Below are 13,706 nucleotides of genomic sequence, written 5' to 3'. Positions count from 1 at the left end.
TGTTTCACCTCCTAGAAATGTTTTTCCGAGTATCCGTTTCTTTCCGGATGCAGTGTGTTTCAACGCTTGGCGTTATCCGCCGAGTGTCATGGTATTGATGCGCGGACAAGGTGTTTCCGGAAAGAAATGAAAACGATGGCTTGTCCGTGAAAAATAACTGGCAAATATTAGGGGAATAGTTAAAGATTGTCAAAAAATGCGTGTGTAAATCTTTTCAGACGGCCTTTTTCCCGATGGCATGATGCGCTTCGCGGCGCCATTGTTCCAAGAGGGATGTTAATAACCCGGCCGAGGTATGCCCGTTGCCGATGGCGGCCTGCAGCCAGTAGCAGGCAGTCGGAACATGGCAGCTTACACCTTGCCCGTGATAGTAGAAACAGGCAAGGTGGTATTGGGCGGAAGGGTGGTTTTGTTCGGCAGCGATGGCGTACCAGTAGGCGGCCGCCCGAGGGTCTTGCGCCGTACCGAGGCCGTAATGGTAGATGCGGCCCAAGGCTGCCGCCGCGTTTTTATGATGGAACTCGGCCGCTTCCATGTAATTTTTGCGCGCGGCATTGTAGTCGGCAGGACGGCCGATGGCGCGGGCTTGTGCTTCAGCCAAACGGTATGCGGTCTCGGTTTGTTGCTGTTGCAGGGCGGCTGTTTTGATTTGTTCGTATTGTTGCGGATGGTACAGCGCGGCATCGCTGACGAGTTTTTGTGCGGCGGCGGCAGAACCCAGCGCGGCGGCACGGTGGTAGTAATCGTGCGCGACATGGTTGTCGGCTTTGATGCCGAGGCCGTAGCGGTAGAGGTCGCCCATGATTTTCAGGGCTTCGGGATGGTTTTTCTCGGCGGCGGCTTTGGCGTAGCGTGCCGCTTGGAACGGGTCTCGTTCGGAAAGTTCGCCGGTCAGGGCATATTGTGCCAGCTTGGCTTGAGCTTCCGCTTGTTCCTTGTCGGCGGCACGACGATACCATTCCAAGGCTTCGGGTCGGCGTTGGGCGGCAAGAAGGTCGGCCAGCAGGGTTTGTGCGGCGATATGGCCGGCTTGCGCGGCTTGTTCGAGGTATTGTTCGGCTTGTGCGTGGTCGGGGCTGATGCCTGTGCCGTAGAAGTAGATTTGACCGAGTTGCCAACAGGCGGCAGTCACGCCGAGGGCGGCCGCTTTTTCGTATTGTTCGACGGCTGTCGCAACGTCGCCTTGGCGTTGATGATGGCGTGCCAGATGGTAATACGCGGGCGCGGCATATCGGGCGGCGGCAAGCTCTGCCCAGTAGAGCGATTGTGGATCGTTGCGTTGCGCGTGGTAACGCATGAGGATTAATTGGGCTTCAGGGTGTCCCTGCTCACCCAGCCAGGCATATTCGTTAAGGAGCTGTCCGGTCGGGGTGCCGTTGTGTTCGCGCTGTTGCAGCAGGGTAAAGAGCGCTTTGGGGTGGCGTTGGGCCGCGGCGGCTTCCAACCATGAAAGTGCCTGCTCCGGTTGGCCGTTTTGCAGCAGATGGTTGCCCAATACGAAAGCAGCTTCCGCATAACCTTGCTCTGCCGCCTGTTGCAACAGGGGCAGGGCTTGGGCGGTATGGGATTGTTCCAAAAGGGCGGCGGCTTGCCGGTAGAGGATTTCAGGAGCGGCGGTCATGGTTTGCGGGCGGATAAAGTGGAAGACGGGTGCTGCGGCATATAGGCGGCGATGCCGGTCGATGGCTTTGTAAAAAAATAGGGTTCGGCACAGTTTTGCAGTTGCCTTACCGGCCTGTCTTTAAAGATGTTCGGCTTGTTGTATTATTTTCCTGGGGAAGCATCTCTATTCAGTGCGTTACAAAGCTTTCGGTTTGAGTCGGCATGCGTTCATGACAGCTTGGTCATTATACTGTTTTTGTAATTTATTGTTAATGATAAATGCGGTTTTTTATGGTTTGTTTACATGACGGCGGCTGGGATGTTGATTGTTTCAGGCCGTCTGAAATGTTTTTCAGACGGCCTGAATTATTTTTGCTAAGTCAGGTTGTCGGAGTGGAAGAGTCAGAGGTTTTTTTGTTGGGAAAAAAGACCTGACTGTAGAAGTTGCCGTTAATTTGGGTTACGTTGAGGTGGTACATACGGTAGGCATGGAACAGGTCGCTGTCAGGCGGCGTCGGATGATTCCAAAATTCTGCCAAGGTATTTTGGTCGGTTATGCCGGGAATGTCGTAATGGGCGCGGCCGAGGACTTTGACTGGCATGTTGTGGATCAAGCCGGACAGGCCGCTGGTGCTGTTGATGGTAACCATGCCGAGGCCGTGACGTAGGAAAACGGGCAGGGGGACATCATGGACGTAAGTGATACGGCCTTTGAGTTTGGGGTGTTTTTTGATAAAGCGTTTGATGTCGCGCGAGTAGTCGATAAAGCCGCGGTCCATCGGATGATGCTTGATGATGAGGTTGGTATCGGCAGGCGCGTGCGCGGCAAAGGAGGCCAAAACATGGAGCAGGAAGCTGCGGACGCTGGAAAAGTCGCAATGGATGCGGACTTGGCTGTCGTTGAATACCTGCAAGGGAACAATAAAAAACTTGCCGTATTTGCCCGCCTCCACGCGTTTGGCGATTTGGATGTCTTCAATATAGTAGTTCAAACGCTTGAGGATGGAGATTGACCACAGTTTGAGGTAATGGCCGACATTGGATGCGCGGTGGTGGATGTAGTTCGAGTATTTGTTCGAGTTGCGGAACAATTCGATATAGTAACGGACGGCGTTTTTGGCCATGGGCGTAAACCCGCCGCGTACCGGTGTCGGCGCTTTGTATTCTTGCCGGGCCAGCTTGGGGAATTGTTCCAGAAAAAAGTCGGCACGGCGCGGCAACGGAGAAAATGCGTTGACGCCGTCTTTTTCTAAGGTGATGTAGTAGGGGCGGAAATAGCCTTCTTCAAACGCCCAGAAACTGGCTTGGTTTTCGTTTGCAATTCGTTTGGCCAGGAGATGGTAGGGACGTGTGTCGCCAAAGCAGACAACGGCCTGGATGTGATGTTGAACGATGTATTCTTGCAAAAATTCAGGAAAGGCATCGTAGCTGTCGTTAAAAGCAACGGTATGCGCTTGAGTAGGCGGATAAAAATAGTCGTCGCCTGCATTAAAGTTGAATTTATGCACGGTTTTGCCGTTTGCGGTCAGCCAGTCGGCGAGGCGCTGAAAAAAGTTGCCGACAGGGCCTTGAAGCAGCAGGATGTTTTCTGCGCTTTCAAGTAAGTTTTGCAGGTTGTTTTGGAGGACGGGCTGTTTCATGTCGCAATGTGATTTTGTTTTTTGTGTAATAGTTTTGGGTTGAACTTTTAAGCATACGCCAAGCGTATTAACGATGCAAAGGCAATGATGCCGTAATTGAGGCCGGTTTATGATGCATTGTTAATTTTGATGGCATTTATTTAAAAGATCGATATAGTTGTTTGATTTTACCTAATTTTTTGGCAAAGTACCCGCGATGTAATCCGTTGTTGTTTTTTTGCATATTTTTTTGCCGTATCAGGATTTGGGCTGCAGTTTCCGCATTGATGGCCTGATGGGTTTCGGGATGGATGTAGTCGGGATAGTGGATGAGCGTGCCGGCGATCAGCTGCCAAAGTTCAAGTCTGCGGCTGCGGCGCGGAATGGGGAGCAGATCTTGGGTAAGTCCCCAACCTGCGTAAAAAGGCAGGCCGTAGCAGCTCACTTTTTTGCCGCGCAACAAGGCTTCAAAACCGGTTAGCGAAGTCATGGTATGTACTTCGTCTGCGTATTGGAGACAGGTCAGGATATCGGCTTGTTCGGCGGTTTGGTCGGCATATCGTGCAGCATCTTCAGGGGAAATATGGCCGATACGGTTACCGCTGACTACATCGGGATGCGGTTTGTAGATGATATAGGCATCGGGGTTGCGTTCGCGTACGGTACGGAGCAAATCCAGATTGCGATAGATTTGGGGCGAACCGTAGCGGATAGACGCATCATCTTCAACCTGACCGGGAACGAGAATTACGGTTTTGTCGGTTGATGGGGCGGTAAAGTCCGAGCTGCCAACGTTGTATTTGCTGATGTGGTTTTCGGTCAGCATTTTTTGCAGCTTCAAGGCAGTCTGAAAGTCTTGATTGTCAAAGTCTTGGTTTTGCAGGATATGTTCAAGACGGGACGGGGTTTCGGCGTTGAAATAAATGCCCATATCGTCGGTAACGAGCGACAGCGGCGGGACTAAATTAGAACCGAGTCCGACCGAACGGATAAAGCCGTCTTCCATACGCAGCAGGGGGATGTGGCGTTGTTCGGCAAAACGGACGATGGCCTCTTTGCCGTTGCCCCAGGCAAGGATGCGTGCATCGTCGGACAGTTTGACCCCGTCCAGTTTTTGGGTGGAGGAGATAAATTTCAGACGGCATGAGGGTACGTTAAAGAACGGTTTGGCAACTGCGCGTTTCCACAAAGACATGCCGACGCAATACAACTCGCCACGCAATTTGTCGTTTTTGCGTTTGACCGTCGCCAGATAGTCGATGACATCAAAGAGGCTGCCTGCTTCACCAGTATTGGGGTTGAGGTAGCGGCTGTATTGCAGATAGGCTGCGGCGAAGAGTTGTAGCAAGTTGCGGGTGGCGCGGCGCTGGGTTTGGACAAGGCGGTTGATTTCAGGATGGCGGTCGTCGCTTACGCCCCATCCGGCATACCACGGCAGGCCGAAGGTGGTCAGCGGTTTACCGCACAAAAGCGCCTCAAAACCCATTTGCGAGGTAACGCAATAAACTTTATCGACGTTTTGCAACAAAGAAATCGGATTGATGTCTTCTGCCAAAAGATGGACGCGGTGTTGCTGCGCCAGCCGGGTCAGATAGCCTTGTTTTTTGCCGCACAAAACATCGGGATGGGTTTTAACCCAGATATCGGCTTGCGGGTTTTCATTCAAGACCGTCTGAAACATCAATTCAAACGTAGAGGCGTCTGCACCGCCATATTGGATGGCCATATCGCCGAAGGTTTGGTCAATGATGAGGACGGTTTCAGGTTTGGATGGGGAACGTAAAGGATGATCGTCTGAAAGTTCGGGCGCGTGGTTGTATTTGGATAGATGATGTCGCAGGATGAAATCCATCGCCTGTCGCGCTTGAGCCAAGGTTTCAGACGGCATGGTATCGGCGGCGAGAAGCAGTTGCTCCAAACGCGAAGGACGCGTGGTGTCGTAGTAGATACCGATGTCGTCATAGACGATGGAGTAGGGCGGATAACCGGCGACGCCCAGGCCGAGCGAGCGTAAAAAGCCGTCTTCCAAAGCAATAAAGGGAAGCTGGTGTTCAGCGGCGAAAGCACGCGCTTTGTGTGTCGTCGGGCGCAAACCCCAACCGACGACAGCCTCCGCTCCTTTTCCGTCTTTGCAGATATGAAATTCAGGCAATAGGGTGGAGAGATGGGGGATTTTGCGGATGCCGCGAGAGGGGATATAGGCGTTTTTCACAATGCGTTTTCGTCGATTATTGTTATTAATGGATTGTAGGCCGTCTGAAAAGAGGAACATTCTTTCAGACGGCCTGAATTATTTTTTAAAACGTGACGGCTTCGGCCAATACTTTGCCTGCCAAGTCTTTAGGCGACAGGTTCGGCTCGCCTTGTAGCGGCCAGTCGATGCCGACGCTCGGATCATTCCAAATCAGCGAGTGTTCGGCTTTGGGGTTGTAATAATCCGTGCATTTATAGACGAACTCGGCTTCGTCGCTCAGTACATAGAAACCATGTGCGAAACCTTCGGGTACCCACAGTTGGCGTTTGTTTTCTGCGGACAGAATTTCGCCCACCCATTTGCCGAAAGTGGGGGAGTCTTTACGCATATCGACGGCTACGTCGAATACTTCGCCGACAACCACGCGCACGAGTTTGCCTTGTGTGTTTTCAGTTTGATAGTGCAGGCCGCGCAATACGCCTTTGCTGGATTTGGAGTGGTTTTCCTGCACGAAGGTGCGGTCGCAGACTTGGGTTTTGAACCACTCGTCGCGGAAGGTTTCCATAAAAAAGCCGCGCGCGTCGCCGAAGACTTGCGGCTCAAGCAGTTTTACGTCAGGAATGGCGGTATCAATGATGTTCATCGTTTTATCTTTCATCTAAAGGCCGTCTGAAATATTTCAGACGGCCTCAAACATTATTTTTTCAACAGGCGCAGCAAATATTGGCCGTATTGGTTTTTTGCCATCGGGCGCGCCAGCTCTTCCAGTTTTTCATCGGAAAGCCAACCGTTACGCCAAGCGATTTCTTCCAGGCAGGCGATTTGCAGGTCTTGGATGTTTTGCACGGTTTGCACGAATGAAGCGGCTTCGTGCAGGCTCTCGTGGGTGCCAGTGTCCAGCCATGCGAAACCGCGTCCCAAAAGTTGTACCGACAATGAACCGTCTTCTAAATACATTTGGTTGAGATCGGAAATTTCCAATTCGCCGCGGGCGGACGGTTTGATTTGTTTGGCGAACTCGATGACGCGTTGGTCGTAGAAGTACAAGCCGGTTACCGCCCAATCGGATTTGGGCTGTTGCGGTTTTTCTTCGATGGATAAGGCATTGAAGTTTTCATCAAATTCAACCACGCCGAAACGCTCGGGGTCTTTGACCTGATAACCGAATACGGTTGCGCCGTGGGTCTTGGCGGCGGCCTGTTTCAATGTTTGCGTAAACGATTGGCCGTAGAAAATATTGTCACCCAAAACCAAGCAAACATTGTCGTTGCCGATAAATTCTTCGCCGATGATAAATGCCTGTGCCAAGCCGTCCGGACTGGGTTGCACGGCATAACTGATGGAAATGCCGAAATCGCTGCCGTCGCCGAGCAGGCGTTTGAAAGAGGCGTTGTCTTCGGGCGTGGTAATCACCAAAATATCGCGGATTCCTGCCAACATCAATACGGACAGGGGATAGTAAATCATGGGCTTGTCGTATACGGGCAGCAGTTGTTTGGATACGCCGCGCGTGATGGGGTAGAGGCGTGTGCCGCTGCCGCCGGCGAGGATAATGCCTTTCATGGGTTTTCTCCTGAGTAGTGTGTGTTTGCGTGATTTTCAGACGGCCTAATATGGGAACAGGCCGTCTGAAAACTTATTTTCCAGTGCCTAAACGTTCCAAACGGTAGCTGCCGTTCAATACGTTTTGCCACCAGGTTTTGTTGTCTAAATACCATTGCACTGTTTTGCGGATACCGGATTCGAATGTTTCCTGCGGTTTCCAGCCCAGTTCCCTGCCGATTTTGGCGGCATCGATGGCGTAGCGCACGTCATGGCCGGGGCGGTCTTGTACGAAAGTAATCAAATCTTCATAACGCGCCACGCCGGCTGGTTTTTCAGGAACAAGCTCTTCCAGCAGGGCGCAGATGGTTTTGACCACTTCAATATTGGCTTTTTCATTGTGGCCGCCGATATTGTAGGTTTCGCCGACAACGCCTTCGGTAACAACCTGATACAGCGCGCGCGCGTGGTCTTCGACAAACAGCCAGTCGCGGATTTGCATTCCGTCGCCGTAAACGGGCAGCGGTTTGCCGTCGAGCGCGTTCAGAATCATCAATGGAATGAGTTTTTCCGGGAAATGGTAAGGGCCGTAGTTGTTGGAGCAGTTGGTTACAATGGTCGGCAAACCGTAAGTACGCAACCATGCGCGGACGAGGTGGTCGCTGGACGCCTTGGAAGCGGAGTAGGGGCTGGACGGCGCATATGGCGTGGTTTCGGTGAACAAATCGTCCGTACCGTGCAAATCGCCATAAACTTCATCGGTGGAAATATGGTGGAAGCGGAAGGCTTCGCTCTTTTCAGACGGCATTTGTTGCCAGTAGGCGCGTGCCGCTTCAAGCAGATTGAATGTGCCGACGATATTGGTTTGGATAAACTCGCCTGCCGAATCGATAGAGCGGTCGACATGGCTTTCCGCAGCCAAGTGCATCACGGCATCCGGCTGGTGTTGTGCGAATACGCGGTCGAGTTCGGCGCGGTTGCAAATATCCACTTGCTCAAAAGCATAGCGAGGATTATCGGCTACCTCGGCCAAAGATTCCAAATTGCCGGCATAAGTCAGCTTATCGACATTGACGACAGAGTTTTGGGTGTTTTGGATAATATGACGGACAACGGCAGAACCGATAAAGCCCGCGCCGCCGGTAACAAGGATTTTTTTCATAAGTTTCAGAGGATAGTCAAAATAATATAAACGGATTATAGCAGACAGAATGTGTGTTTTTCAGATAAAGAGGCCGTCTGAAAACATCTCTTTCAGACGGCCTGTATCAGGTCAACTCAATCGTCGTAGCCATTTGGGTTATTGCTGACCCAACGCCATGAGTCTTCCATCATCTGCGCCAAATCACGCTTGGTTTCCCAACCGGTTTGTGCTTTGGTGTAGGCAGGGTCGGCGTAGAAACAGGCCAAATCGCCATCGCGACGCGGTTTGATTTGGAACGGAATAGTCAAACCGGAGGCCGCCTCAAAGGCACGGATGATTTCCAATACCGAATAAGCACGTCCCGAACCCAAATTAAACAGGTGTACGCCCGAAACATCGCTTTTCGCCTGCATCGCCGCCACATGGCCTTCCGCCAAATCCATCACATGGATATAGTCGCGCATACCCGTACCATCGGGAGTAGGGTAGTCGTCGCCGAAAACTGACAATTGCGGCAGCTTGCCTGAAGCCACTTGGCAGATATAAGGCAGCAGATTGTTTGGGATACCGTTTGGCTGCTCGCCGATCAAACCGCTTTCATGCGCACCGATAGGGTTGAAATAGCGCAACAAAATCACGCTCCAGCGCGGATCGGCCTTTTGAATATCCGTCAAAATGCGCTCCACCATAGACTTCGACGTACCGTAAGGGCTGGTCGTATCTCCCGGTTGCATATCTTCCGTATAAGGCACTTTACCCGGATCGCCGTAAACCGTAGCAGATGAGCTGAACACAATCTTAAATACACCGGCACGCGCCATTTCTTCAGCCAAAACCAAGCTGCCCGACACATTGTTGTCATAGTATTTCATTGGCTCGGCCACGCTTTCACCGACTGCCTTCAAGCCGGCAAAATGAATGACGGCATCAATATCGTGTTCGGCAAAGATTTGACGCAACACTTCACGATCACGGATATCCCCTTGGTAAAAAGGCACAGACTTGCCGGTAATCTTTTCCAAGCGCGGGAGGATGTTGGCAGACGAATTGCACAAATTGTCCAAAATCACGGCATTAAAGCCTAATTTCAACAGGGAAACAACGGTATGGGAGCCGATGAAGCCGGTACCGCCGGTAATAAGAATAGTCATTGGTTTTCCTTAATTAAAATTGTGTTTGGAAGTCGTGAAACCGGTTGGCTGAAAATACAAACGCTTTCAGATGACCTGATGTAAATGTTGTCAAAGAGGGATTGCTTTATTTGGATATTGTATATTTAGTTACCTGAAAAGTAAAAAAATATGGGATAATCACAGTGTTATGCACAGGGTGCAAAGCGTTATCATTTCAATTTTAATAAAAGGATCTTACCATGTCAGTATCTAACGAAGTTTTGGCGTTGATTTCACAAGTTGCACAAAAACAAGTGTCAGCAAATGAAGAATTGTTGTCTACAGGACTTATTGATTCCGTGAGCGCAATGGATTTGGTTATGGCCATCAAACAAAAATTTGATGTTGATTTGCCGTTTGAGCAATTGGTTGATATTTTGGCAAATTCAGCCAATATCATTCAATATGTTGAAAATAATTACAAAGGCTAAATCATGAAACAATTAAATGAATTCCAAAATCTTGATGATTTTTTGGAATACCGTTTCAACCAAACTTCGGGAAAAGCGTTAGTTAATGATACTCAGGAATGTTCTTGGGAAGAGTTGCGCGTAAAAATAGCCACATTTATCGAGGCTTACAAAAGCATAGCAGATATTACCAAAAACATTCCTTTGGTGTTGCACGGCCATAAAGAAATTGATTTTGCAGTGGCAATTTATGCCTGCTTATTAAACAAAATCCCTTTTATTCCGGTGGATAGTATTTATCCTGAAAGCCGTCTGAACAATATCTGCCAACTGTCGAAAGCACGCTTTGTGTACCGTTCGGCAACGCAAACTTTTGAAAAGCAGACTGATGAAGAAGTAGAGCTGGCTGAAAAAGATTTGGCTTACATCATGTTTACTTCAGGAACAACCGGCGCACCTAAGGGTGTGCAAATCGGTCGTGAAGCTGTATTCAACCTGATGAAATGGATGAAAGAGCAGCTTAATTTAGCCGCACCTAATGTGTTTATGAATCAGGCTCCGTTTGCATTTGATTTGTCAATGTACGAAATCTTTGGCAACTTGGCTTATGGTGGTTGTATTGTCATGAACAGTCGTGATGCTATTTCTAATCCTGCCACCTGGATTGATTTTTTGGCCAAACAACAAATTACTACTTGGGTTTCCACGCCTTCTTTTGCCATGCAGCAGCTGCTTAACCCTAAATGTAGTCAGGCTACTTTACCGAGTTTGAAAGAATTTTTGTTCTGTGGCGAAAAACTTGGCAAACCGGTAGTAAATATGATTTTTCAAAAATTTCCCGGTGTCCGTGTTATCAATACCTATGGTCCGACTGAGGCTACTGTAGCAACAACTTACGTTGATATTACACCTGATATGCTGGCGGCAGAAGAAGAGTTGCCTGTAGGCGTTGCCGTGCTTAATTCCAAATTAGTGATTGTTGACGAAGAGATTTGGATTAGCGGTAACCATGTGATGCGTGGCTATCTGAACAACGAAACTGAAAATGCCAAACGTTTGGTCGTACACAGTGCAGATAACCGTACTTATAAAACAGGTGACTACGGTTTTGAAAAAAATGGATTGTTCTATGTACAAGGCCGTAAAGACGAGCAGATTAAGCTCAATGGCTACCGTATCGAACTTTCAGAAATTGAAGAAAAAATCCTTAACCTTAAGGAATTTGCCTTTGATAATGTGGCAGTAGTGGCTTTGAAACGCAACACAGGCGCAGTATTGCGTTTGGTGTGTTTCTATACAGCCAAGCAAAGTGGAGATACTCAGGCGATCAAAGACGCATTAGTACAAAATTTACCGTCTTACATGATGCCGTCTGAATTTATTCACATTGATGAAATTCCAGTCAGCACCAACCACAAAACCGACAAAAAAGCATTGTTGGAAAAATATCAACAGGGTTTATAAAATGGATTTATATAAAATTCAGCAAAACATCTTACGAAAAGCCAAGATTGATCCTCAAAAGGTTAACGCTTGGATTTATAACAATCAAAGTATAGTGTTTGATTTTCTGTTGAACGACTATTTTGTCAGCGTCAGTTATACGGCAGTAGGTCAAACTTTTAACTTTATTGAGCGTAATAAGAGCAAAGTTTCTAAGATTTCCGGCTTCCATAAATTTCTGAAATATATTTCAGAAGTTTATGGAAGTTACCCACAATCGGTTAATCAAGAAAAGACAGTATTGTCTTTTAAATTTGCTGAAGCCGATTGGGCAAAAATCGAGGATAAATTTAGTGAGATTTTAGAAGTTACTTCCATTTATCTTGGCAGCGAACTGTGCTACATCCTGAATGTTGAAAAAAATAAAGGCATTAATTTAGCCGAGTACTTGGATAAGCCGGAAGTTGAATACATTGGTGTTAAAGGCGACAGTAATGAGTTTTTCCTAAGCTATGCTCGGAATCATGGTCTAAGTGATTATGTTTATGAGCTAAATAATAGAGGCTTTTTGGCTGTTGAACACAAAATGGGCGTAAGTGTGTTCCGTCGTGTGAATAAGCACAGTTATAAAGATCTTTTGGCTTATTTCCCAGACTCTTTCCATGAGTTGGAAAATGTCATTTATACTGTTGAAGCACCGAAAGTATTGAGTGCCAACAAGAAAAACCTATTGGTGTTGTTCTCTTATACCAATAAGAGCAATGAGAATATGGTTGACCGTTATTATAGCCACCCATTTCCATTTATCAGCAACAGTATTATGCCAAATACTTACATTATCCGTATGGCTGATGTATCGGACGCGTTTGGCAGTCATGGGTTGAATACAAAGTTTGATGAAAATATCGAAGACAATATCCAGCGTTTCATTAAGAGCCTGATGAGTATTTATGGCGTAGATAAGAAAAACGTAGTCATTTGCGGTGCATCATCAGGCGGTACAGGGGCGGTATATCACGGCTTAATTGGTGGGTACAAAACCTTTGCAATCGACCCATTTTTGGGCAACCATAAATACTATGGTGGCAAAGATCCATTGTATCTGCATTCTATCCGTACGCCGATTTTGGAGACTTTCAAAAAGCTACCAGATGTAATTGATCATAACCTTGAAAATCAAGTGGTCATTTCATCGGCTAAGGTATCAGAGTTTTATCCGGATATTAAAGAGTTGAAAGAAGCATTGCCTACAGTTGTATTATGCGAGTTTGACTTTGAAAAAATTCAAAAGCACATAGATTTTTCAGGCAACACAGTATTCTTGTCCAATACCATTATCAATAATTTGCTGTTGGACATCCATATCACTGATTCGGACATTAATCTGAACTAAATGCGAAGTAAATAGACAGTAAGTTTTAAATTTACTGTCTATTTTTTTAAGATTTGAACCATATTTATCATGTTTGGGGAATGTAATGGTAGATAAAACGACTGAAGAATTTCAGCAAGAAATTCTTAAAAATATCAAATTAAAAAATACGTCTGTTGATATTTATTATCAGCAGAATGTGTACTGCAATTTCAAATCTGACCGTGAAACACCATTTTCTGTCAGTTTAAATTTAGTTTGGCAAAAGATTTTCCTGTTTTATCGTAATAAAAGTGAGATAGATAATATCGGAGAAATGTTTCCAAACTTCAGTTTATCTAAGCAGGATGGGGATAATGTATACATTTATGATGTCAGTGCTTTGGATTTTGCCCAAACCTGTGCGGTCTTTATCAAATTGGCCGAACGTGCGGAACAATATTTTTCTGAACGGCCAGTAGTTAACAGCCGTAAAAAAGAAGTGATGTCAGGTAATTATATCGACACTTCCGGAAATAAAATTACTGCACCTGATAATCTGCGAAACTGTCATTTCCAATTTCTAGGAGGAGGTGGGAATGAAGTTGTTATCCACCCTAATGCAAACTTGCGTAATGTATTTTTAGAATTTTTAGGCAAGGATAGCAAAGTCTATATTGGAGAAAATGTTTCTATGCAAGGCCAATGGTGTTTGGGAGTAGGCTGTACGATTAACATCGGCAGTAAAACTACTAGTACCAATCCGGTTTATATTACTGTTGCCGAACATACAACCTTGTCCATTGGTGAAGATTGTATGTTTGCCACTAATAATCAAATCCGTACTGATGATGCACACCCGATTTATGATGTTCATACTGGAAAACGTTTAAATGTTTCTAAAGACGTTACCATTGGAGACAGAGTGTGGGTAGCCTATGGCGCAACAATTTGGGGTGGTACAAAGATTGGTAGCGGTAGTATTGTTGGTGCATTTTCGGTAGTGAAAAAACATTTTCCTAATAACTGCGTTATTGCAGGTGTGCCGGCTAAAGTCATACGCAAAGATGTATTTTGGGAACGCAATAATGTTTTATATACAGATATAGATGAAGGTAAGGATTTGGCAGAAATGAATCATGTCACCTATATCAATTCAACAGTGGAACTTGATTAGTGCATCTAACAGTAAAGGCCGTCTGAAAACATAAAAGTTTTCAGACGGCCTT

11 protein-coding genes are annotated in these 13,706 nt (G+C 47.1%); 4 read left to right on the top strand and 7 right to left on the bottom strand.

Annotation, left to right across the window (positions count from 1 at the left end):
• Positions 1–214: 214 nt before the first annotated feature.
• The 7 genes from ACTHRY_RS01340 to galE form a co-directional block, all read right to left on the bottom strand.
• Positions 215–1,621 (bottom strand): tetratricopeptide repeat protein, encoded by a 1,407-nt coding sequence (locus tag ACTHRY_RS01340; protein WP_070822645.1) that lies wholly within the window; start codon positions 1,619–1,621, stop codon positions 215–217.
• 361 nt (positions 1,622–1,982) lie between these two features.
• Positions 1,983–3,242, bottom strand: coding sequence for a capsule biosynthesis protein (locus ACTHRY_RS01335; protein ID WP_049323625.1), 1,260 nt, complete (start codon positions 3,240–3,242; stop codon positions 1,983–1,985).
• 136 nt (positions 3,243–3,378) lie between these two features.
• Positions 3,379–5,493 (bottom strand): capsular polysaccharide biosynthesis protein, encoded by a 2,115-nt coding sequence (locus ACTHRY_RS01330; RefSeq protein ID WP_049323624.1) that lies wholly within the window; start codon positions 5,491–5,493, stop codon positions 3,379–3,381.
• Between the two features lie 25 nt (positions 5,494–5,518).
• On the bottom strand, positions 5,519–6,058 hold the full coding sequence (gene rfbC / locus ACTHRY_RS01325) for a dTDP-4-dehydrorhamnose 3,5-epimerase (protein ID WP_049323700.1): 540 nt from the start codon (positions 6,056–6,058) through the stop codon (positions 5,519–5,521).
• A gap of 53 nt (positions 6,059–6,111) precedes the next feature.
• Entirely contained in the window at positions 6,112–6,978 is an 867-nt protein-coding gene (rfbA, locus tag ACTHRY_RS01320) for a glucose-1-phosphate thymidylyltransferase RfbA (protein ID WP_049323623.1), read from the bottom strand.
• Positions 6,979–7,051: 73 nt separating this feature from the next.
• Positions 7,052–8,119 carry a dTDP-glucose 4,6-dehydratase gene (rfbB, locus tag ACTHRY_RS01315; protein ID WP_049323622.1) on the bottom strand — a complete coding sequence of 356 codons (1,068 nt, stop codon included), beginning with the start codon at positions 8,117–8,119 and terminating at the stop codon, positions 7,052–7,054.
• 116 nt (positions 8,120–8,235) lie between these two features.
• Positions 8,236–9,252, bottom strand: coding sequence for a UDP-glucose 4-epimerase GalE (gene galE, locus ACTHRY_RS01310; RefSeq protein WP_440373975.1), 1,017 nt, complete (start codon positions 9,250–9,252; stop codon positions 8,236–8,238).
• A 221-nt stretch (positions 9,253–9,473) separates the two neighbouring features.
• Between galE and ACTHRY_RS01305 the strand changes: the two genes are divergently transcribed.
• From ACTHRY_RS01305 to ACTHRY_RS01290, 4 genes are all read left to right on the top strand, one after another.
• A complete protein-coding gene (locus ACTHRY_RS01305; protein WP_003747973.1) occupies positions 9,474–9,704 on the top strand; it encodes an acyl carrier protein in 231 nt (76 codons plus the stop codon).
• A gap of 3 nt (positions 9,705–9,707) precedes the next feature.
• Entirely contained in the window at positions 9,708–11,147 is a 1,440-nt protein-coding gene (locus tag ACTHRY_RS01300) for an AMP-binding protein (protein WP_049323620.1), read from the top strand.
• 1 nt (position 11,148) lies between these two features.
• On the top strand, positions 11,149–12,519 hold the full coding sequence (locus tag ACTHRY_RS01295) for an XcbB/CpsF family capsular polysaccharide biosynthesis protein (RefSeq protein WP_049323619.1): 1,371 nt from the start codon (positions 11,149–11,151) through the stop codon (positions 12,517–12,519).
• An 85-nt stretch (positions 12,520–12,604) separates the two neighbouring features.
• Positions 12,605–13,654 carry an acyltransferase gene (locus tag ACTHRY_RS01290; protein ID WP_003747978.1) on the top strand — a complete coding sequence of 350 codons (1,050 nt, stop codon included), beginning with the start codon at positions 12,605–12,607 and terminating at the stop codon, positions 13,652–13,654.
• Positions 13,655–13,706 lie beyond the last annotated feature (52 nt).

This window comes from Neisseria sp. P0004.S004 (assembly GCF_051963335.1).
Lineage (GTDB): Bacteria > Pseudomonadota > Gammaproteobacteria > Burkholderiales > Neisseriaceae > Neisseria.
The sequence above is the reverse complement of the archived record's forward strand: the minus strand, read 5'-3'. Positions and strand labels throughout refer to the sequence as shown.